General features: G+C 39.0%; 15 protein-coding genes. 10 read left to right on the forward strand and 5 right to left on the reverse strand.

The genetic code is table 11. From position 1 onward, the window contains the following. Positions 1-5 precede the first annotated feature (5 nt). Positions 6-2,381 (reverse strand): hypothetical protein, encoded by a 2,376-nt coding sequence (locus BM143_RS17555; RefSeq protein ID WP_090025934.1) that lies wholly within the window; start codon positions 2,379-2,381, stop codon positions 6-8. 271 nt (positions 2,382-2,652) lie between these two features. Here BM143_RS17555 and BM143_RS17560 point away from each other — a divergent pair, with 271 nt between their 5' ends. After that, positions 2,653-4,194 (forward strand): glycine--tRNA ligase, encoded by a 1,542-nt coding sequence (locus BM143_RS17560; protein WP_034724100.1) that lies wholly within the window; start codon positions 2,653-2,655, stop codon positions 4,192-4,194. 287 nt (positions 4,195-4,481) lie between these two features. Further along, on the forward strand, positions 4,482-6,014 hold the full coding sequence (locus BM143_RS17565; protein ID WP_090025936.1) for a hypothetical protein: 1,533 nt from the start codon (positions 4,482-4,484) through the stop codon (positions 6,012-6,014). 24 nt (positions 6,015-6,038) lie between these two features. Here BM143_RS17565 and BM143_RS17570 read toward each other — a convergent pair whose 3' ends face one another. After that, a complete protein-coding gene (locus BM143_RS17570) occupies positions 6,039-7,364 on the reverse strand; it encodes a M48 family metalloprotease (RefSeq protein ID WP_228430877.1) in 1,326 nt (441 codons plus the stop codon). A gap of 101 nt (positions 7,365-7,465) precedes the next feature. On the opposite strand from BM143_RS17570, the gene BM143_RS17575 reads away from it, so the two are divergent. Further along, complete coding sequence (locus BM143_RS17575; RefSeq protein WP_090025939.1) at positions 7,466-8,599, forward strand: serine hydrolase domain-containing protein; 1,134 nt, start codon at positions 7,466-7,468, stop codon at positions 8,597-8,599. A 6-nt stretch (positions 8,600-8,605) separates the two neighbouring features. After that, on the forward strand, positions 8,606-9,217 hold the full coding sequence (locus tag BM143_RS17580) for a YdeI/OmpD-associated family protein (protein ID WP_090025941.1): 612 nt from the start codon (positions 8,606-8,608) through the stop codon (positions 9,215-9,217). An 11-nt stretch (positions 9,218-9,228) separates the two neighbouring features. Here BM143_RS17580 and BM143_RS17585 read toward each other — a convergent pair whose 3' ends face one another. The 3 genes from BM143_RS17585 to BM143_RS17595 form a co-directional block, all read right to left on the reverse strand. Beyond that, positions 9,229-12,282, reverse strand: coding sequence for a DNA polymerase III subunit alpha (locus BM143_RS17585; RefSeq protein WP_090025943.1), 3,054 nt, complete (start codon positions 12,280-12,282; stop codon positions 9,229-9,231). 17 nt (positions 12,283-12,299) lie between these two features. Then, on the reverse strand, positions 12,300-13,448 hold the full coding sequence (gene dinB, locus BM143_RS17590; protein ID WP_090025945.1) for a DNA polymerase IV: 1,149 nt from the start codon (positions 13,446-13,448) through the stop codon (positions 12,300-12,302). Between the two features lie 283 nt (positions 13,449-13,731). Then, positions 13,732-15,315: a Na+/H+ antiporter gene (locus tag BM143_RS17595; RefSeq protein ID WP_090025947.1), complete on the reverse strand. Its 1,584-nt coding sequence runs from the start codon at positions 15,313-15,315 to the stop codon at positions 13,732-13,734. 268 nt (positions 15,316-15,583) lie between these two features. Here BM143_RS17595 and BM143_RS17600 point away from each other — a divergent pair, with 268 nt between their 5' ends. From BM143_RS17600 to BM143_RS17620, 6 genes are all read left to right on the forward strand, one after another. After that, entirely contained in the window at positions 15,584-16,084 is a 501-nt protein-coding gene (locus tag BM143_RS17600) for a M15 family metallopeptidase (RefSeq protein ID WP_090025949.1), read from the forward strand. Positions 16,085-16,275: 191 nt separating this feature from the next. Beyond that, positions 16,276-17,313: a patatin-like phospholipase family protein gene (locus tag BM143_RS17605; protein WP_090025951.1), complete on the forward strand. Its 1,038-nt coding sequence runs from the start codon at positions 16,276-16,278 to the stop codon at positions 17,311-17,313. A gap of 232 nt (positions 17,314-17,545) precedes the next feature. Continuing rightward, the gene (locus BM143_RS24050) at positions 17,546-17,716 is read left to right on the forward strand and encodes a hypothetical protein (RefSeq protein ID WP_167375310.1); all 171 of its coding nucleotides are present in this window, start codon (positions 17,546-17,548) and stop codon (positions 17,714-17,716) included. 308 nt (positions 17,717-18,024) lie between these two features. After that, the gene (locus BM143_RS17610) at positions 18,025-18,666 is read left to right on the forward strand and encodes a leucine-rich repeat domain-containing protein (RefSeq protein WP_090025953.1); all 642 of its coding nucleotides are present in this window, start codon (positions 18,025-18,027) and stop codon (positions 18,664-18,666) included. A 19-nt stretch (positions 18,667-18,685) separates the two neighbouring features. Continuing rightward, positions 18,686-19,951 carry a hypothetical protein gene (locus BM143_RS17615; RefSeq protein WP_090025955.1) on the forward strand — a complete coding sequence of 422 codons (1,266 nt, stop codon included), beginning with the start codon at positions 18,686-18,688 and terminating at the stop codon, positions 19,949-19,951. A gap of 30 nt (positions 19,952-19,981) precedes the next feature. Continuing rightward, the gene (locus BM143_RS17620) at positions 19,982-23,719 is read left to right on the forward strand and encodes a hypothetical protein (protein WP_090025957.1); all 3,738 of its coding nucleotides are present in this window, start codon (positions 19,982-19,984) and stop codon (positions 23,717-23,719) included. Positions 23,720-23,726: the final 7 nt, after the last annotated feature.

Genomic DNA, 23,726 nt, shown 5'->3' on the forward strand with positions numbered 1-23,726 from the left:
TAAATTTAATTTGTTTTCAAATATTTAAATGAAATAAAGCCATTTTTTAAATTAGCGCCTTTGCCACTTTGCCCATCTATAAACATCAATTTACCATCTTTTTTAATTACATTAAAAACGTGTCCATCAATATCAAATCCTCTGTAGCCAAAAATGATCCCACGCTCCCCTTCTTTCATGACTTTGCTTATTGATGGAATACCCATCGACAAAAAAGGTGCATCATATATCTTTTCTAATTCATAAATATCCTGAACTTTTGAATGCAAGGCAGTTGTAATCTTACCTGTCTTCAAGTATTCTTCTACCGCCACTACCACATTCACACAATTGGTTTCAGAGACCCTTACAATGTATTTTCCATCTATTTTAGCATTAAAATACTTCAATGCTTCATAAATATTATCCAAAGCTTCGCCAGATTCTATCTTGGCTAATCTTTCCATACCATCCAGAAAAGCTATAATCTCATCATCCTTAGCGCCTGCTTTCAATGCTCCTGCAAGCTTTTTATTAATCTCAGCAGCAGAACCGGCAGCTATTTTCTCCCCTTTATAAATAAAAACATACTCTTTCAGATAGCTTCTGCTTTCGGTAGCTTTTCCGGAAATTATAAGAACACCTTTATCTATAAGCCTTTGTACCGGGACCAGCCTCAACAGGTAATTAGAATCAAAAAAAGCTTCTTTACCCGAAGACAATAATTTTATAGAGTCTTCTGTAAAATTAGTAATATTCGTTTCTAAAACAACTTTGATAACCAAAGACTTCAAATAATTTTTAACCTCTCCTTCTGCTATTTTAGTAAGAAGTCTGGCTGCTCCTAAATAAAAACCTCCTGCAATATTAGCTGCTATTAAAGCAGAACCTCCATAGACATATATTTTCTCCCAAGCCTCAAGAAACTCTTTCCCTCCTTCATACTTCAAAATTTCTTCTTTAAAAGCCTGTATCGTAAGGTCTGCTCCTGCAAGGGAAATATCAGCAATAGCAAGTAAAAGAAAATATGGATTTCCTGTTGGGAGGGTTAATAATCCCAGAATCACAGCTACAATATCCGCTGCTATCCGAATATTCTGTAACACAACTTCCCATTCCCGTTCATCTGCCAGTGCTTTTATATAAATAGCAGGAACAAAATAAGAGACTTCCCTTTCACCACTACTATCAATAAGGTACACCATATCTAAAGGGTGATATTGTGCTCCGTCGTCTAAATCAGTTATTACAGTTTCCTGCTCATTAGGATTACCCTCTTTTGGAATAACTTTTACGTTGCGTTGTTCTTCTTTCTGTTGCTGCAGGAAAAAAGTATCCCGGTAATTATCATCATTATTCTGGAAAATTCCACCCTCCAGAATATTACTGTTAATTTTAAATCCTTTTCCAATTGTAAAAGTTTGGGCTGTTTTCTTTTGTTTGACATTTTTCGAAAACATTGAAAAAACTAACATGATATTGGCAAGAATCATACGGTTACTTAAAAGCTTTCCGTTAAGTTCACTGCTTTTATCCAGGTTATAATAGATTCTGTTTAGCTTTGAAGGATTCTCCCTGAAATAATTCAGAATAGGTATTGGGTTTCCAAATGCCTTGAAGATCTGTATCACCGCTGTACTGCTGTCTTTGAATATATCAGAATCGTCATCTTTTGAAAGAATATCCAGATGCTCAAAAAACACTTCATTATCTACAAAACGGGAAATACCTGACAAAATGGATTCCGGAATATTTTCATAAATAAATTTCAATCTTTCTGCGCTTTTCTCATTCCGCACAGCATTGGCGAAATTTTGAAGAAAATAATTATAATCTGCTTCATACTGATCCACATCTCCATAGTTTAGTAGTATATTCAGATCTCTGAAGTCCTGATACAAGAAGGTTTCCAGAACAAAAGCTGTTTCCCGGCTGTTTACATAATAGAAATGCAGCCTGTAATAGATTTTCTTATTGCGCGGATCTATTTTTTGGGTGATCCGTGAATCTTTCCACTTAACACTTACATTGCCTATTTTAGGGTTTCTATATATCTTAAGTTGAATAAATCCATTATTCTTATTTTGAACACTTTTATGCTCAATGTTGGATTCTAATTCTTGTGGATTATAAGAAAACTGATAATCATTCATTCCTCTGTTTGCTGCCTTTATTCTAAGAACAAAAGCTTCCAAATCAACATATTCATCTGTGATCCAGGCTGTAACTTCAGAAAGTGATTCTGAAATATTGCTAACCTTATCTGCTATTTGCGTGGCTTTGGCTAATGAATTGTTTTGCTGCGGAATTTTTTTCAATACTTTATTTTGAAAAACCCAAAGCATACTTTGGCTCTCTTCATCAAAATCATCATAATTTTGAAAATACTTTTTTCTGTTCATAGGTGTGTTTTTACTGATTACAAATCTGATTTATTACAAGAGAATCATTGATTTTAAAACTTAAATTATCTATTAAAGCAAATATAAATGCGGAAAACGACAAAAGCTGTCGCGTTATAATCTATGTTTATGATCAGAAGTAGAAAACTGGCGTTCTTAAAAACTTATTCTTCTTAACAGATATTCAAAAGCTTTTTTTCTGCTTTTTTTATTGAATTTCATGAATTTGGAATCCAAATTCATATTTTTGCACATCAGACGTAAAAAAATTATGGCAAAGCAAGAAGATGTTTTCAAGAAAGTGATTTCTCACGCTAAAGAATATGGTTTTATTTTCCCTTCCAGTGAGATCTATGACGGTTTATCCGCTGTTTATGATTATGGACAGAACGGTGCCGAATTAAAAAACAATATCAAACAGTATTGGTGGAAAGCTATGGTACAGCTTAACGAAAATATTGTGGGTATTGATTCCGCGATCCTTATGCACCCTACCACATGGAAGGCATCAGGCCACGTAGACGCTTTCAACGATCCATTGATTGACAATAAAGATTCTAAAAAACGTTTCAGAGCAGATGTTCTGGTAGAAGACTACTGCGCGAAAATTGAAGATAAAGAGAATAAAGAAATTGAAAAGGCAGCGAAAAGATTCGGTGATTCTTTTGATAAGGCTCAGTTTGTAGCGACGAATCCAAAAATCCTGGAATACCGCGCCAAAAGAGAGGCTATTCTTTCAAGACTGGCTAAATCTCTGGAAAATGAAGACCTTGCTGATGTAAAAGCTTTAATTGAAGAGCTTGAAATCGCTGATCCTGACACAGGTTCTAAAAACTGGACGGAAGTAAGACAGTTCAACCTGATGTTCGGAACAAAACTTGGAGCTTCAGCAGACAGCGCCATGGATCTTTATCTGAGACCGGAAACGGCTCAAGGTATCTTCGTTAACTTCCTGAATGTACAGAAAACGTCACGCCACAGACTTCCTTTCGGTATTGCACAAATCGGTAAAGCGTTCAGAAATGAGATTGTTGCAAGACAGTTTATCTTCAGAATGCGTGAATTTGAACAAATGGAAATGCAGTTTTTTGTAGCTCCGGGAACTGAACTTGAATTCTACGAACAGTGGAAAACAAAACGTCTGAACTGGCACCTTGCTTTAGGTTTAGGAGATGACAATTACAGATTCCACGATCACGAGAAATTGGCTCACTATGCGAATGCAGCAGCTGATATTGAATTTAACTTCCCATTCGGTTTCAAAGAACTGGAAGGAATTCACTCAAGAACAGATTTCGACTTAAAAGCGCATGAAGAATTCTCAGGAAGAAAACTTCAGTTCTTCGATCCGGAAAGAAACGAAAACTATGTACCGTATGTAGTGGAAACTTCTGTAGGTCTGGACAGATTATTCCTTTCTATCTTCTCACACTGTCTTAAAGACGAAGTATTGGAAGATGGTTCGGAAAGAACAGTTTTATCTTTACCACCGGCATTGGCACCAATCAAAGCAGCAATCCTTCCGTTAATGAAAAAAGACGGTCTTGCTGAATATGCTGAAAAGATCTTCAACGACCTGAAATATGATTTCAACTTATTCTACGAAGAAAAAGATGCCATCGGAAAACGTTACAGAAGACAGGATGCCATCGGTACTCCTTACTGTATTACGATCGACCACGACTCTCTGACAGATCACACAGTGACGATAAGAGACAGAGATACGATGCAGCAGGAAAGAGTTCCTGTTTCTGAATTAAGAAGAATCATCGACGAAAAAACAAACTTCAGAAATTTACTTTCTAAACTATAGACTAAAGCCCCATTAATTGGGGCTTTTTTATTGCTTATTTACAGCTTTTAATAATTTCGCGCAAATTGTTGCAGATAACGCTGATTCTTTCTATTAATATTCATCATATAAACCTTATAAGTCTTCGAGACCTATAAGGTTTTTCATTTTCAGAAAAACTCAGTACAACACACTTTCTTCATCAGATAAAATCTTTCCTGTCCTCTGTTTTATTTAGAAAATGAATAAAGAAAATGAAACTTCTCCGGCGTATCCGTTAATTTATTATTTTTGGCAAAATAATAACTATGAAAAAAATAAGTTTACTGGTATTCGGGCTTGTTCAGATGCTGGCTTATTCCCAGACTCAGGACCTTACTGCACTGGCTGCCGGTGATCATGTGGGAATGAATGCCCTCTTCGATGATAAGGACAATCTTTACGGCTATGTATCCCTTTATTCTTACGGAAAAACGGGTGACAGAACCAAAAAATTCGAATATGTAATTCTGGATAAAAACCTTAATCCTGTTGCCAATAAAGAATTTGAAGGCGATATCACAGCTGCTTCTTACCGCGGCTATGTTGACTTTAAGGGACAAATCATCTTAAGACCTTCCATGATGGATTATTCTCTGGTAAAATCAAGAGAGGTCTTCACTCCGGTTTCTATGGTCATCGATCCAAAAACCAATACCATCAAAAGAAAAGTATACTACGATTATCTTGAAGACGGAACATTCAAGGAAATTAACGAGCCTAAAAACTGGAAAGCACAGCGCAAGGAAAACCGGGAAGAGAAAAAAGAAAAGGGTTATAACTATGTTTCCGCGGTTGGAGAAGTAAAAGAAGGTGGCTACTTTGCCGTAGAATACAAAGACTACGGAAAGTATGTGAACAACAACAGCATCATTAAATTTGATGATAATAAAAAGGAGCTTTGGCGCTATAAATACAATACCGATGGTACCAAAAAGGTTTTCTCCACCTTATCCGTTCTGGACAGAGACGAGAAATACATGTACTGCATCATGAAAAAGGCGGACGATGATAAAAAGTCTTTCAGCATGGTCGTGATCGATATGAAAACAGGAAAAGAAGCTTCCAATAAGCCAATCACAGGACTTTCCGACACCACCATAGACCTCATCGACAGTTTCGCTGTGGGCTATGACAGCAGCCTTGATAATGATAAAACATTTGATGACAAGATTGTTCTTCTGGGAAGAAATTTCGCCAAGAATGATTATATCGGATATGCCAGAATGATGGTCAACAAATCAGATTTTACGGTAGATACAAAACAAATCAATTTCAAGCCGGATTTCGCGTCCTATCTTCCGAAAATCAACACCAATGGTATGGTAGAAAGCGGTTATATGCTTCAAACCAAAGATATGTACTTTATGAATGACGGAAGTGTAGGAATTCTTACGGAAAAATACAAACCGGCCGGACAGTACAACGCTCCTAAAACTACAGACCTCGTTTATGTGTATACCGATAAAGATTTCAAGATTAAAAATATCCAGGTTTTTGAGAAAGAGAAGTCAAAATGGGTCAACAGTGATTACCTTTTCTCACAATACCTCAACGGTGGAAAAGATGTGGTATTCTTCTATCGCGATTATCAGAAAGATGAAGTCACCAGACAGAAAAAATGGAATCTTTTCATCAATACGGTGATCGATGGAAAATTCAAGCAGGAAATCATTCCTATTTCTGAGAAAGACAATTATGCCGTTACACCATACGTTGGGAAAGAGGGCTACATTCTTCTCCGTGAATACAACGAAAAAGAAAAATTCAATAAGCTCCGTTTAGAAAAACTGAACTATTAAAAAAACAAGAATCCTGATGATGCATCAGGATTCTTTTATTTGGTAGCTGCTCTGATAAAAGTCTGCTATATTTTTGATATCATCAAGGCTCAGGTTCCACATAAAGTTCAGGAACTGCTGATAACTTTCACTTTGATTTTTGGGTTCTATCCTGTCCAGATAACGGTTCAGGTTGTAATTTTTCCGGGCTTCGTATATTTTCGAGAAACATTTACCCAGCCAGCCTTTGTAATACTTTTCCTCTTCCCCATCCTGCAAAAACTGCATCGAGGCATAAATTCCCAGTCCGTAATCTTCGGAGTGAAAATAATTGGGAAGAATCTCCATTCTGGCCATTTTCTTCAAGGTTGTAAAAGTCTCAGTAGGCTTTTCCGACTCCACCGATGGTTTAAGTTCAGGAAATATTTTTTTCAGCTTTTCAATTCTTCTGGACATTTCCGGATGCGAGGCCAAGGAATCTTTATCCAGTTTTTCTTTATAAAAATTGTAATTGTACAGCGAGAAATCTTCCTTCTTCATCCACTTTTCGTTGAAGGCTTGTTTGGGAAGATCAAAAAACTTTTTATAGGTTTCTATCTTCAGCTGGCGCGGGGAAATGGTGTCAAAATTCTGTAGCCGCTGAAGTGCGTTTACATATTCATTCTTTTTAAAATCACTGTTCTTAAAAATCACGTAACCCAGCGAATCTGCCTTCATTTCCTGTTTTCTTCTTTCCACTCCTTTTTTATACGCGCGGTTTTTAAGGATGTCAAAAGCTTTTTTATTCTGGGTCTGACTGCGACTTTCCGTCGTTTCTTTCAGGTTTTGTACGGTTATTTTATCCAGCTGATTCTGTTCAATAATGCTTAAAAAAGTTTTGAGGGAATGTTCATCGATCTTATGACCTAATTCATGGGTAATCACGGCAGCGATCTGGTCTTCACCATTCAGCCAGTTGTACAGTCCCATATTGATGACAAAAGTTCCGTCCGCAAGGCAATAGGCATTGGGTGTATTATCTCTTGCTACCAAAATTTTAAGATCCTGAGGAATTCTGGGATTATTTTTTCTCAGGCGCTGGATCAGGGTTTTTATTTCCGTTTCAAATTCAGATTTAAAAATAAAATCTTTGTTTTTCACCTGTTTTTCAAAATCGGTTCCGAATTCTTTATAAATTTTAGACAGTTCAGAGCCTGTCTTCCCGGAATACTGCGATCTTAATTTTTTTATAAAAACTTCGTTATTTCCGGCAAAACTTTTTAAAAATTCTTTTCTCTGCAAATAGTCTGCGGTGTCGATCATTTTATAGGTCTGGGCGGCTCCCATCACTGAAAAAATGAAAAACACGAATACAATGAGTTTTCTGGTCATATTTTTCATCAATAATCGCAAAAATAGTTTATTTACCGTTCCTTTCTCCTTTTCTTATCAAAATTATTTTAAATTTGTTTGAGACTGATACTCATGATCATATGAAGGCATTAAAATATGTAATAGGCGGAGCAGCCGTAGGGGTAGCCGCAGTTTATCTTTTGGGATACGACTATTTATTCAGCGGAATTTCGAAAACGTATCTTAAAGGAAGATCCAGCGCCTACATCGATGATGGAAAGCTTTTTCCGGGAAACCTCATCGCTACGGAGGAACCGGAACTCTGGACGGAAGATCCCGACTACAACAAGAAGGAGCTGCCTGAACATGTACTTGATAATCTGAAACATTCCAAAACCGCAGCTTTTGTGGTTATAAAAAACGGAAAAATCCTTCATGAGCAGTATTGGGACGGCTACAACCAGCTTTCACAGACTAATTCTTTTTCAATGGCGAAAGCTGTGACAGTAATGCTTTTGGGGAAAGCACTTGAGGAAGGCATCATTAAAAATATCGATGACAGGCTTTCTGATTTCTATCCTGAATTTAAAGAAAAAGAATTCGGAAGTGAGGTTACACTTAAGAATTTAGCCCAGATGGAAGCCGGACTCGACTGGGATGAAGATTACAACAATCCATTTCTGCCGAATGCCAAAGCTTATTATGGCAGAAACCTCATCAAAGCCGTATTTTCAAGAAGATTTCAGGAACAGCCCGGCACCCGTTTTCAATACCAAAGCGGAGCGACTCAACTTCTCGGATTTGCTTTAAAAAAAGCCCTGAATCAAACATTAGCCAGCTATTTATCCGAAAAATTATGGATCCCGATGGGCATGGAACAAAACGCCTCATGGAGCACCGACAATCACGGGATGGAAAAAACATATTGCTGCATCCACTCCAATGCGAGAGATTATGCGAAACTGGGACAGCTGTTTTTAGATGATGGAAAAGTTGGAGAGCAACAAATCCTCAATCTGAATTTTATCGAGCAAATGAGAACGCCTACTGAAAAATCTCAGGAAATTTATGGAATGGGACTTTGGATCAATCATGACAATCCCGTTAAACATTATTATTTCCTTGGATTACAGGGGCAATATATCATTATGGTTCCGGAATACAATATGGTAATCGTAAGAACCGGAAGCTACAGCAATAACCCTAAAAATGACAGAGGAAGACCGGATCAGGTGAAATTCCTTGTCAATGAATCCGTTCAATTATTTCAGTAAAAAACTATGGAAAAATACAATATACAGGTTGATGAATACATCGAAAGATCCCCTGATTTTGCACAACCCATTTTAACTTATCTCCGGGAAACCGTTCATGAATGCTGTCCCGAAACAGAAGAAGTTCTAAAGTGGAAATTTCCCACTTTCATGTACAAGGGAAAAATTCTCTGTTCAGTTACCTCCTTCAAACAATATTGCAGCCTTGGATTCTGGCTACATGGGGAGATGAAAACGTTAAAGGAAATGGAAACGGCCGCCGAAAAAAGTTCAATGTTCAGTTTAGGAAAGCTTACTAAAATGGAGGATCTTCCCTCTAAAGTTCAGCTTAAAAAAATGATTAAAGAAGCTATGGAACTTACCGACATGGGCGTTACGATGAAAAAAGCGGCACCGTCCAAAGTGGAAATTGAGGTCCCTGATTATTTTCAGGCTGCCTTGAATAAGGATAAAAAAGCTTCAGAGGTTTTTGAAAAAGGTTCACCGTCTTTCAGAAAAGAGTACATCAACTGGATCACCGAGGCCAAAACCGAAGCAACCAGAAACAAAAGAATGGAACAGGCTTTGGAGTGGCTTGCAGAGGGAAAAGCCAGGCACTGGAAATACCAAAAACCTTAAGGAAACAGACATTATATTAAACGTCCTCTTGGCAACCCAATCTCATGTGCCTGCGGATAAGGTTTTCTGGATGTCATACTCACATCTTCTTTAATTTGCCTGTGAATATCGTATTGCTTCTCTTTATCATAAGCATAACGGGGATCAGGAATCATGGGCATTTTAGCCATCTTATGGATGGTGATGGTTGGAAAATGAAAATCGACTTCCACCGTTCCTAAAAGCAAATAACACCCTCCTCCCTGAAAATCATATTGCTTCAAACTATCGGGAAAATGGGCTGTGTCAAAATACTCACCATGGACGTCTATCCAGGTTCCAAAATACATCGTCCCTTTTTTAGTAGGAACATGTTTTCTTGAAATCAGATAAGCCAGCATCTTTACCTGTCTTTTGTGAAATTTCAATAAATCATTTACAAAAACAGAACCTCTGTATTTTGTCTGCAAAAGATCAAAAGGACTGCATGAAACCGGAAAACCTATCAATTCAATTTCATCGAAAGCATCTTCGAAATTTTCTCTTTTTAATTGAGGTAATTTAAATTCCTGAACAGGTTCTTCAATTAACATAAGCCCCCTGTTTTCAGGTTTAAAATTGACTAATAACAGCCGTGCTTCAACCAGTAATTCATTTTTGGGCTTACCGGTAAATCTGAATGCGCCAATAAAAATTAAAATCTGTACAGTTTCAATACCAATGGAAATGCGTCTGATAAAATCTTCTAATGACTTATAATCTCCATTTTTTTCACGTTCTTCAACAATTGCATGAGCAATTCGTGTTTCCAGCCCTTCCAAAAGCATTAAGCCCAAATAAACATCTGTTCCTTTCAGTGTCGTTTGATATTCACTTGTATTCACACAAGGAGTCTGGATATTCCCTCCGGACATTTTCGCTTCATGGATATACACTTCAGTGCGGTAGAAACCTCCCTGATTATTGATCACAGAAACCATAAATTCTAAGGGATAATATACTTTCAGATAAAGGCTCTGATAGCTTTCCACGGCATACGATGCTGAATGGGCCTTACAGAAAGAATATCCGGCAAAGGATTCAATTTGCCGGTAAGCTTCGGCCGTCAACGCCTCAGAATGCCCTTTTTTCTTACACGATTCAAAGAAATTTGTCCTTACTTCCTGCAGCTTTTGAATAGAGCGGCCTTTCCCACTCATGGCTCTTCGCAGAATATCTCCATCTGCCAAGGACAGCCCTCCGAAGTACTGGGCAATTTTAATCACGTCCTCCTGATACACCATAATCCCATAAGTCTCCTTCAAATGTTCTTCAAACACCGGATGAAAATATTCAAACTGATCGGGATGATTGTGCCTGAAAATGTATTCCCGCATCATTCCACTTTGTGCGACTCCCGGTCTGATAATGGAAGAAGCTGCGACGAGGGTTCTGTAATTGTCACATTTCAGTCTTCTTAAAAGCCCACGCATGGCCGGGGATTCTATATAAAAACATCCGATTGTCTTTCCTACCGCTAAGTATTCATTTGCCTGTTCTTCATTTTTTGACAAGGTCGTGTCCCGGATATCAATGGTGATTCCCCTTGTTTTTTTAACCAGATTTACAGTGTCATTAATGGTCCCAAGTCCTCTTTGCGAAAGAATGTCAAATTTTTCCAGGCCAATATCTTCTGCTACGTTCATATCAAACTGAACAATCGGGAATCCTTTCGGAGGCATTTCTAATGCGGTATAATGGGTAATAGGTTCTTCTGAAATCAAAATTCCGCATGCGTGCATACTTCTTTGATTAGGAAACTTTTCCAATAATTTACCGTATTTCTGAACCTGTCGTACCACTGAATTCCGGTCATGGCTCTCCATTGGTTTTTTCGACAAATCATCCAGCTCTTCTTTGGGTAAACCGAATACCTTACCTACTTCTCTGAAAATAGATCTGTATTTAAACTCGACATTGGTTCCACAAAAAGCAACATGGTTTTTTCCATATCGATCAAAAATATATTCCAAGATGGCATCTCTGTTTTGCCAGCTCCAGTCGAGGTCAAAATCCGGTGGTGTCTTTCGGTTAAGATTAAGGAACCGTTCAAAATACAAATCCAGCTCCAGCGGACAGATATCGGTAATTCCTAAGCAGTAACTAACTATTGAATTCGCCCCGCTTCCCCGCCCTACATGCATAAACCCCATCTTATTGCTGTAACGGATAATATCCCAGGTAATCAGAAAGTAAGAACAGAAATTGAGTTCATCAATAACTCCCAGTTCTTTCTCAACTCTTGTTTGAGCCACTTCATGACCGAGTCCGTATCTTTTTTCCAAGCCTAAATATGCCAGCCTGCGGAGAAGTTGTACATCAGATTCTTTAGATTTTGTATAGAACTGTTTGTTCTTAACTTTTTTAAAATCAAATTCAAAATCACACTGTTCAAGAAGGTTTTTTGTGTTTTCAATAATTTGGGGATATCTCTCAAATGTCTTTATAATATGCTGTTCGGAAATGAAATATTCAGATTGACGACAAACCTCTCTTTTTGTTAATTTTGACAGCAATATGTTATTATCAATGGCCCGGAGGATTTTGTGCAGTCCATATTCTTCATCTGTGCTGAAAGTGACAGGATGAAGGACGACCATTTTAGAAATGTACTTTTTGTATTCCGGACGGATGAGAAAATTTAACTCTTCTATTCTGACTCCCACCAACTCATTGGTTTTCAGTTCTGCAGGAATATTACTCATCGGATACACCACCAATACCTCTTTAAATTCCGGTGCCGTTTCAAAGAGTTCTTTATCATCAAAATTATGATCAGTGATTACTTTATTAATTTCACCAATTCCTGAGAACCTTCTGGCAATTGCCACATACAGAAGTTTTCCTTCTTTTCTGACTTCAACTCCGGGAATAGGTTTTATACCCAGATCTTCGCATGCTTTTTTAAAATCATAGATTCCGGTCACGGTATTGATGTCAGTCAATACCAATTGTTTGGCCCCCAATTCATGCGCCTGCCTTACCAATTCCTTAATGGATAAAGTTCCGTAACGGAGGCTATGGAAGGAATGACAATTAATAAACATGTTGAAAGATTTAAAACTTATTTCCCGAAATCGAATCCGGAGGCCCGTCCTACAGCATCGGATCCGAAACGGTTTTTGATATAATCCATCGTTTGATACAAACTCATTTGCTCCTCAGTATCTTCAAATAAATTCATTTGATGATTTCCATGTACCAATCCTGTAAACCGTAAGCCTACAAGCCGAAGCCTCATTCTCCTTGTATAGACTTTATTAAAAAGGTCCAATGCCACTCTCGACAAGGTATGATCGGCAGATGTGTACGATACTTTACACTGCTTGGTTTCCGTATCAAAATTGGCGTAACGTATTTTTATAACAACCGTTGATGTCAACCATTTTTCCTGTCTCAGCTGATAAGCCAGCTGTTCTGCCATTCCCGAAATCAATCTTTTTAATTCTATCATATCCATGGTATCGGAGGTAAAAGTTCTTTCAGTTGATATAGATTTTCTTTCAGAATAAGGAACCACAGGATTTTCATCAATTCCGTTGGCTTTTTTCCATAATTCTTTTCCGTTAAGACCAATCATCTGCTGCAAGACCAGCACCGGCATTTCCGATAATGTATGGATGGTGCGGATTCCTATTCTTGATAACAATTGAAAGGTCTTGTCACCCACCATTGGAATTTTTTTGATTGACAGGGGATTTAAGAATGGCTTAATTTCCATTTCATTGATCTCCATTCTCCCAACGGGTTTTGCTTCTCCGGTACCAATTTTAGAAACGGTTTTATTCGTTGACAGCGCAAAACTTATGGGAAGCCCGGCCTCTTTAGTCACCGCTTCTGCAATTTCTTTTGTCCATTGATAGCATCCAAAAAACTTATCCATCCCGGATAAATCAAGATAAAACTCATCAATACTTGCTTTTTCCATCAGGGGAACTTTTTCCTGAATGATTTCCGTAACCACATGTGATAAATTAGAGTACATTTCATGATCGCCACGAATCACTTTTGCGTCGGGACAAAGTCTTAATGCCATCCGAATTGGCATCGCTGAGCGAACCCCAAATTTTCTTGCTTCATAGGAACACGAGGCCACCACTCCACGGTCGCCCCCTCCTATGATTAAGGGAATACCGTCAAGCTGCGAGTTATTACGCCTCTCACAGGATACAAAAAATGTATCCAGGTCCATATGTACAATTGCTCGGTTCACTTTACAAAATTAGATACTTTTTATATCAAACCAACCATTAAAGTTGATATAATTAATATCAATATTGTTTTTCCCAGATACAATACGCTTTTAAGAGATAAGAAAGGAAAACTCAATATGTATATTCTATCATTTTGTTTTTATTCAGAAGTATGGAAATATTCCTCTGGTGTACGACCAGAGGATCTTGAACCGAAGGATTTTGATAATTATAACTTGGGAAAAATATTTTTGTGATTAAGTGGAGGCTATTACAAATAATTTGCCACCCCGAGTTCTCCGTTTAGATCATCTTCAGACGCTCCTCTTCAAGGTCAATCTGGTATAATTGCTGGCGGATTACGTCTTCATTGATGGTAACATCTTTATTCAACTCTGAGAGATACTGTCTCTGCACTTCCAGCATTTCAACAAAGATGATTTTATTTTTTTCATTCATCCAGCCGTCATCGTTGGCTTTTGTTTTTTCTTCCCAGTGTTTCAGCATCCTTTCTACTCCTGCATGTCCCTGAAGTTCGTTTTCATGTTTTGTTTTAAGGAACTGATAGACGTGTTGTTTCAATTCTTGTTTTATTTTCAATCTTGTCTTTTCTTCTTCCTCTTCATTCATAAAATCCTGAAATGCCCGTCCTTTACTGATAATATAAGGCAAAGTAAGGCCCTGAACGAGTAAAGTAAGAAGGATGACCACAAATGTGATGAACAGTATTAAATTTCTGTTGGGGAAAGGCTCACCATTGCTAAGGGTGATAGGAATAGCAAGTGCCGCCGCCAATGAAACCACTCCCCTCATCCCCGTCCAGCCAAGAAAAAGAGGCATGAGCAGACTTCTCCTTCTTGTAGACGCCCTCGGAGCAACACTTGGCCGAAAGACATAGGTAGCCACCATGGCCGCATAGGCACTGATAATTCTGGCCAGAATAAGAACAGCGGTTACGAGTACTCCGTATTGTATGGCTGTTGCTAAAGGAATTCCTTCGGAACGCAGCCCTCCTACAATTTCAGGAAGTTCAAGACCGATGAGTAAGAAAACGATCCCATTCAGGATGAATACAAAGCTTTCCCACACACTGTGTCCTTTTATTCTGCTCGCACTATTCAAAAATATGAGACGTCTTGTCGACATAAACAAACCTCCGCAGACTACGGCAAGTACTCCGGAACTGTGAAACTGCTCTGCTACCCAGTACATGATATAAGGTTCTATAAGGGTCATGGCAATATCAGAAGAGGCGTCTGTAGGGAGTCTTTTATGAGCCTGCACGAAAATCCACCCCAACACGAGACCAATTCCAGCGCCGCCAATGACCATCCATAAAAAACTCAGGGAAGCTTCCTGCCACACAAACTGACCGGTTCCGACAGCTATGAGCGCAAAGCGGAAAATAATCAGGGAAGAGGCATCATTTAATAAACTTTCTCCTTCCAGAATAGCAGAAGTGGTTTTTGGAATTTTTACAAATTTCATAATAGCTCCGGTACTTACAGCATCCGGTGGAGAAACAATTCCTCCCAGCAAAAATCCTAAAGCGATGGTAAATCCTGGAATAAAATAATTGGCCGCCACAGCAACGGATAGCGCAGTGAAAAACACCACCAGAAAAGCAAAACTTCCGATAATACGCCACCATCTCCTCATCTCCTTGAAGGAAATAGCCCATGAAGCTTCAAACAGTAAGGGCGGCAAAAATATAAAGAAAATAAGATCCGGGTCTACCTTTACAACAGGAAGTCCCGGGACAAAACTGACCAGCAAACCGAAGACGACAAGCAGAATCGGGTAAGCAATTTTCAGCTTGGTGGCCCACATATTCAGCAATACGATAGCGGCTATCATTGCCAGGAAAAAAGGTAAAATAGTATGCATTGAAATATTGTGTTTTTATCAGTTTCTCATTTCAATTTTCAATCTTAATGAGCAAGTTTTTTACAAATATACAGTCAATTATCTTTTTCTATATTAATTTTTCCGACCCTATATAAACTTAATTTGAAATAATCATAAAATCCTGTATCATCCTTCATATAGCTGTAATTTATTAGCAAATAATAAAACCTTTTATTTGAAAATTTAATTAAACACGTCAAGTTTCGTCGCCTCTGATCTATACTTTTGTATTATAACAATATACATCATGGACAAAGTAACCACAGAGAGAATCAACAAACTCCATCCTTCCGTAAGAGATGAAGTAAAACAAATCATCAAAGAGTGCGACGAGGCCCTTACCGGAAGAGCAAAAATCAGAATTACACAAGGCCTGAGATCTTTTGAAGAGCAGGAAAAACTATACGCCATCGGAAGAATCACGGCGGGCAAAAAAGTAACCAACGCCAAAGCAGGACAGAGCATTCACAACTATGGACTTGCCGTAGATATCTGCCTGATGATCGACGGAAAAACAGCAAGCTGGGACACCGCCAAAGACTGGGATAATGATCAGGTAGCAGACTGGTACGAATGTGTCAAAATTTTCGCCAGACATGGCTGGGACTGGGGCGGAAACTGGAAGATTTTCAAAGACCTTCCCCACTTCGAAAAAAAGAATATCCAGACTAAAAAAGGCCTTGTGAAAACGACTTGGCGAACGCTATCAAACATGCCGAGGGATAAGCAAAATTATATTCTATTTTAATTCCCTTTTATTTGAAAATAATTATAATACGACAAGTTCTGTCGCTTCCCAGGCCTACCTTTGTTTTATAAGAAAAACGTTAGTAAACTGAGATTTCAATACTAAAACCAGCATCTGTTTTCAAGGGCAGAACGTTGGTTTTAGTTGTCTCAGGACCTTAGTTTATCTTTTAAAAACCAACAAAACATCACATGAAAAAGACAACCATTCTTTCTTTGGACGGGGGCGGAATAAGGGGTATAATTACCTGCATTATTCTCCGCTACATAGAAGAACAGCTTCAGTATCATGATAATCCGGGCGCCAAACTCGGTGATTATTTTGATCTGGTAGCCGGAAGCAGCACAGGCGGACTGATTGCTTCTATTATTCTATGTCCCGATGAACACCGAAAAGCGAAATATTCTATCCAGAAAGGATTGGAATTATACGCTGAAAGGGGCGGCGACATCTTTCAGGTTTCTTTCTGGGAAAAGCTGGTCAACCCGTTTGGCCTGCTGAATGAAAAAATTTCTCAGGAATCACTTGAAAAAAACTTGAATGACTTTTTTGGACACTTAGAACTTAAAGAATTTATAAAACCATGCTTAATTACCAGTTATGACATAGAAAACAGAAGAGCCAAGCTTTTCAATTCGTGGGAAGCCAATCTGAGCACAGATAATTTTTATGTAAAGGATATCTGCAGAGCGACATCGGCGGCACCTACGTATTTCAGTCCGGTACAGATCAAATCGATGTACGGACAGATTTTCAGCCTGATAGACGGCGGAATGTTTGCCAACAATCCTGCACTCTGTGCTTATGCTGAAGCGAGAAAAATTCCTTTTGCGGAAGTATTGAAGAATCATCAGAAAGCCAATCATCCCGGCGTGAATGATATGATCATTGTTTCTATCGGAACGGGGATTGAAGCGAGACCATATTCTTTTAAAAAACTGCAAAAGTCAGGAAAGATCGGTTGGGTAAATCCCATCATTGATATTCTGATGTCTGCGAATGCTGAAACGGTAGATTATCAGCTTTGCCAGATGTTTCAGACTTTGGGCCAGCGAAATCAGAAAAATTATTACCGGTTGAATCCATCTTTAAAAAATGCTTCTCCGGGCATGGATAATGTAAGAAGATCGAACATTGAAAATCTGATCCAGGCGGGACTGAGCTATATTGATGACAACAGGGAAACACTGAACCAGATTGTACAGAAACTGATCAGAAATAAAATATAAGCTTTTAACCTTATAATAACTCAATATAAGCTTAAAAGATAATATTTAAAAAATATAAAAAGTTTTTAAAACACGTCAAGTTTTGTCGTCTTCCCGCACTACTTTTGGAGTATCAACAAAGACACAAAAAAACAATCATTAAAATTTTAAAAAGCCTTTGAATTCACCATTTATCAATGCTGGACAGCCAGAAATATGTTTAAAACATAACCTCAACTTTAAGACACCCAACATGGAAACACCAGATCACAATCCAGATATACTTTTCGATGAAGATCTCTATACTATTGAATGGAGCGACATTGAACATGCAGAGATGGACTATGAGAACTATCTCAACGACATTGAAAACTTTTTCAGGGAAGAGTTCACAGATGGTATTCCTGAAGAAGATATTTACTAAATACATTCTAACACGACAAGTTCTGACGCTGTCCGGAATTATCTTTGAAACACCAAATCAAGACACCCGACATCACCCCATAATCATTCAAATACCCCTTTGAATCCATCATTTCACAAAATGCCGGACAGCCAGAACTATGTCAAAAACTAACCAAAAAACATAAAAAATGAATCACAACATGAAATGCACAAGTGGGCATAAGTTCTACCACTTAAAAAACTAAAAACCTTTAAGAGCTTTTGTAAAAAGACTCTTCACATTATAACCTATTTATTAACCCAAAACAAAATCACAGTGTTTTTATTATGAAAACAAAACAAGAATTAAGGCTCAAATTCGAGAACGGAGACAAGCCTACACAAGACCATTTCTGGGAATGGCAGGATTCCTACTGGCACAAGGACGAGAAAATAGACATGGCTAAAATTGCAGGTCTGGAAAACGGATTTCCGCGTTTCAATGACTTTTACGCCGAGACAGATGAATCCGGAAATGCTTCATTGGCCCATTTGCAGGTCAGAAGGATCTTTATCAAACCAGGAACATTGCATATTCCCGATCTATTTGCCAATTCATTGGGGATATCTGAAGTAATCCTTACTGACAGCATACTTACCATCGGAGCTGATGCTTTTCGCGGCAACGTAGTCAAAACCTTAACCATTACAGGAAATGTATCCATTATTGGCGAGCGTGCTTTTGAAAACAATGAGCTGACTTCAGTGGTAATCCCTGAAAGCGTCAAAGAAATTAAAGATTCTGCCTTTGCTTATAATAAACTTAAGTCATTGTACGTACCTCCAAGTGTTACCCTGATCAGGCCGAATGCCTTCAATTTTAACCCGGGTTTATCCTCTGTACTACTGGACAGAGCCACGCAATATTATCCTGATGCATTTGGAGCAAACACAAGGGTTACCGGCGGAACCTTAATCTTTGATATGTAAAAAATCAAATAAAGCAACAATGAAAACAAAACAGGAAATAAAACAATATTTCGAGAACGGAGATGTCCCTACTCAGGAACAGTTCTGGGAATGGCAGGATGCTTACTGGCATAAAGAGGAAAGCATTGCCCAGGATAACATCAGCGGGCTGAAAGATGCTTTAAATGCTAAACTTAACAAGCCACAGGCAGGAACCGGCTTTTATATTATTGCCCAAAACGGGGATATTCCCGGTTATTCCAAGCTCAATCTGCAGTCTTATAATATTCCCTACTGGAACGGATCCAGTCTTACAAGCAGCGGCATCTATCACAGTAATGATAAAACAGGGCTTGGAACGCAGAACCCTTCGGAAATGCTGGAGGTAGCAGGAAATATTAAAACTTCGGGACTCATTGTCTCTAATCTTCCGGCAGCGAACCTCAATTTCAGCAGAAATCTTGTAGCGAAAGATGACGGAACTATCGGATGGGAAGCTAAATCTGTCTCTTCCGGAACGTATATCCCATTATCCGGAACACAAGCCGGCAAGCCTATTTCAGGAAATCTGGAACTGATGACAGAACAGCCTGAAGAAAATAATATGATCTACAGGAACAACGTAGACACAGGAGTAAGAAATGAAATCGGGTTTTATCCGGAAGGAATGATGATCTCATCTATGAACGCTGCTCAAAATAGGGTCATGACCAAAATTGACCTTTCCAATAACGGGCTTTATGTCTCTGGCTTTTCTTCGCAACTGGCTATGGAACAGGAAAAAACGACTCTTGCCTGTTATAATGGCCGGGCTATGAAAGGAATTGTAATGGATTCCAATATAGACGAGCCTATTACGATCATGCATATATCATCTTCAGGCAAACCCAGAGGTCTTACAGGAGACGAATATTATGGGGATTATGCCGAATCCAAGGATTATATCCAAAAGCAGTATGTAGACAAAAAAATGTCCTATACCCGCGAGGAAGTAAGAACGGAAGGAACATGGATCAATGGTAAACCGGTTTACAGACAAACGCTGTTTTTCGACGAGATTCCAAGAACCGGAGAGATCGATCTCGGAAAGTATATTCCGGACATTGAAACCATCGTTTCCAACGAAATGTTTACCGAATGGTGGGCTTTGGATATGGCATTTGCAGGCAACCAGTGGAGAAGCCAGATTTTCATCTCTGTAGAAACGAAACTCATCAAAATTGAATTTCTGAAAGAACCTGACTACGATTATTCCGCGATTAATTCCTTTACCATCACCCTGGAATACACAAAAAGAACTGATTAACAAGAACAAAAACAACAACACAATATTAAAATGGCAACAAACGACACAACCAACAATGCTTCACAAACTCTTTTCAGATTTGTAAGCCTTAGAAATCCTCAATTAACAGAAACTAAAGAGAAAAACTTAGGTTTCATCCACAGACCTCAAAAAGGTTTAACCAGCTTTTTCGATTCTTATATCAATCCTGCTGATTCTGCACTGGCAAAATTCCAGGCTATGGAACGCGCTTCAAAGTCTTTCAATCCTACGGGGTTTGAAACGGAACTTAAAATAGAAGAAGGAGCCTACGCAGCAGTTTTGAAAATAGGAAGAAAAATTTCAAAACAGGAAGAGCTGACCGTGCTGGAAGAAACTGCAGCAATCAACGCTCATCAAGCTACCTCTAAAGACCAGCTCGGCATTTTATGGGATAACCTGATGTATCAAACGGCGTCCCAGAACAATTTTTATGTGAAAGAAGCTGTAGCTCACATCTTGAGAGCCCTTCATTTCGGATATGTATGCACTCTTGCGTCAACGGACGAACTGGTGAAAATAAACGGTTCCGATTTTAGAGCAAAAGCGCTTGAGGCAAGAATTGTTCTTCCAATGAAATTTTTTGGAGATGGCTACGAAGGCGAAGGTTCCGGAACAGGAAATCCTACTTCCCGTCAGCCCTTCACTGTAGGGAAATCTGCCATCGGAGAAGACCCTATTAACGAAACCAAAGCTATTCTTTCCGTTCCTGCTAAAGAACAGCTAAAAGCCGAAGGGGAAAAAATTCTGGAACTTACCAACCTTAATTTAGAGAAAGACAGTTTAAATGTGCTGAAATCTGAACTGGAAAAAGTGCAGAAAATCTACCAGAAAACAAGAAACAAAGCGTATGATGAGGCTTATAAAGAATATCTTGCCGCCAATCAGCCGGCACTTGACAGATACAGAGCCCAACTGAAAGAAATTCAGGACCAGATCACGAAGGAAATGACGGAGCAGGAAATCAATGCCTTGTATGCAAAGCTTGAAGAGCCTTCTATTCCTCCATTCGTTTTCACCTATAAGAATGAGATCAACTTTGGAGATTTCACAGAAATACTTTCATTGAATTCTCTAAAAATCTTCGTTGACAAGTTTACTGCATTAACCAGTGGACAAAAACCTGAAGACGGCTTTGATTTCACAAAAATAAGTGTGGTATCCGACAGAAAACTTCAACTTGGAGCAGCTGTGGTTTCCATCACCGATGAGTTTGATACGTATCCTGAAGTCTTTGAAAAAATCGACGAGGAGCATGCTGCAAAATCTCAGACCCTGTATAATAAAACACCGGCTCAGGAGCAGACATTTGCCAGCCTTGGAGGAATCCTTGTCCCTGTAGCCGACTCTTTTACACAATATGCAGCGAAGGTAACGCCAAGATCTTATTATCTAAAGGCAACACCTCAGGGAAGTATTTTTGCAGGCAGCCAGGCATATCTTACGTTTTATTATCAGGCAGATAGTTCAGCATGGGGAATAGCATCCGCTAAATTATCACTGATCTCCGATGTAGGTAATTTTGATGAAAGCTACAACAATATCGAAGTAGTGGATAATAAAGTGACTCTTGCATCAATTATGGTCGGCAAGTTCAGCAAATACATCCGAAACATTAAAGTCAAAATCTACTTTAACAACGGTAAAGAGGCTTCACTGGATCTTTCAGGAATAGAGCCTAACCAGGCCTATACTGACGTTCTATATGTGGAAGATATTAAAGATGAAACCGGAAATCCGGGCGGTGGCATTGAAAATCCTAAACCGGGAACTTTCATCCCTAAACATTTCGGTGTAAAGAGATTGGGTATTGCAGATTATCTGAAAGTAGAGCAAAGCGTTCACGCCTACGTTCCGGGAGAAGTCTCCAATATTGAGAACGTGATGGCCAGCGAACTGCGTCATAAGTCTTCTGTAGCCAGAGATTATTCTGAAATTACAGATACCACTTCTGAATCTATTGAAACGGAGAAGATTTCTGATACTACAAAAGCGGACAGAAATGAAATGCAGACTGAAATCGCTCAGGAGCTTAAAAAAGAGCAGGCAATTACTGCGAGCACCAAGTTTACGTATGACACAAAAGTAATGAAGTACGAGATAGGTGGAACCTATGCCAACAACACTTCACAGCAGGACAGTACCAAACAGGCCGTAAAAAAATCTCAGGAGATTACAGAGCGCGCCATGGAACGTGTCCTTACAAAGATCAATAAGGAGCGTGTGCAGAAAATCATTAAAGAATTTACTGAAACCAATGTACATGAATTTGATAACAGAGGCCAGGCAAGCCAGGAAAACCCTCAGCACATTACCGGAGTATACAGATGGGTAGATAAGAAAATGAAAAACCAGATCTACAACTATGGTAAACGTACGATGTTTGAATTCATGATCCCGGAACCGGCAAGACTTCATACTCTGGCGACCGCAGTATCGAAAGCAGACACGCTTACCGCTCCGGCAGATCCGAGAAAAGCTGAAAAACCTTGGGGCATGGCAAGTGCTCAGGTGGCTACCAAAGATCAGATTGAATATTGGGCTAATATTTACAACGTAAAACTTACAGAACTTCCAAAGTCTCCGATCAATCTTATTTTAGGAAAGCAATGGGAAAAAGTAAACGGAAACGAAGAATACAGACACAGAACGATCGACATTCCTGTGAACTATGAAGCAAGCAGTGTAAAAATGTTCTATGGTTTTGAAAGAAACAGAAAAGGAACGAGTACGCTTTATACCAGCAACTTTGCAGGAGGAATGGTTCCATTCTCAAATGGAGGTACTTCTATTGACTCTACCGCGTATTTCACACCTCAGAACGTGACCGGATCTTATGATTTCGTGTACAAATGCAGCAACATTGATTCAGTAAATATCGCATTTGAGATTACTTGTAAACTTTCCCAGGCATTCATGAAATCATGGATTCAGGAAAACTTTACAGCTATTATCAAGGCGTATGACGAGGCGTATGCAGTTTTCTTGGAAAAACAGAAGGAACTGCAGGATAAAGCAAAAGAAGAGGAAGCTGCCAACAAAGAAAAGCTTGGGAATTTCTACCGTGAAATGGAATCTGTGATTCTGAAACACAACTGTATTGCCTATCTTCTTCAGGATTATCTGACTACTCTGGGACAGGCGTTCACTTCAGGAAGCCAGATGAGTGATTTCAAAGTGATTCTGAGCGAAAACCTTGAACAATACACCGCTTTGGCCAAGTTTATGGAACAGGCGTTTGAATGGAGCATTATGGATTACACCTTCTACCCGTATTACTGGGCAGACAGAAAGAGATGGCAGGAAATGTATCTTACGCAAAGTGTAGATCCATTGTTCAGAAACTTCCTTCAGGCAGGTATGGCAAGGGTAATCGTAACCGTGAAGCCAGGTTTTGAAGACGCTGTACAGTTCTTCATGAGTACCGGAAAAATCTGGAACGGAGGTGAAGTTCCTGTTATCGGAGATCCGTTGTATATGTCTATCGTAGACGAATTGAGAAAGCCTACCGGCGAAGCTCAGGGTAAATTCTGGATCACAAGAATTCCTACTACATTAACGATCCTTCAGGCTAAATCTGTAGGTCTGGAAGTAGAACAGGCTCTTCCAATCTTCCGTGAGGATGATCCTGCAAACTGTGAGAATCCGAAGGATCTCGAAACAACGAGTCCATTCAAGCTGCTGGATAAAGCTACGCTTGAGGCAGGAACACTCCCAACCACTTTACCAACCAATATTATCAACAAATAATTTTCAT

This window comes from Chryseobacterium oleae, assembly GCF_900115055.1.
Taxonomy (GTDB): Bacteria; Bacteroidota; Bacteroidia; order Flavobacteriales; family Weeksellaceae; genus Chryseobacterium; species Chryseobacterium oleae.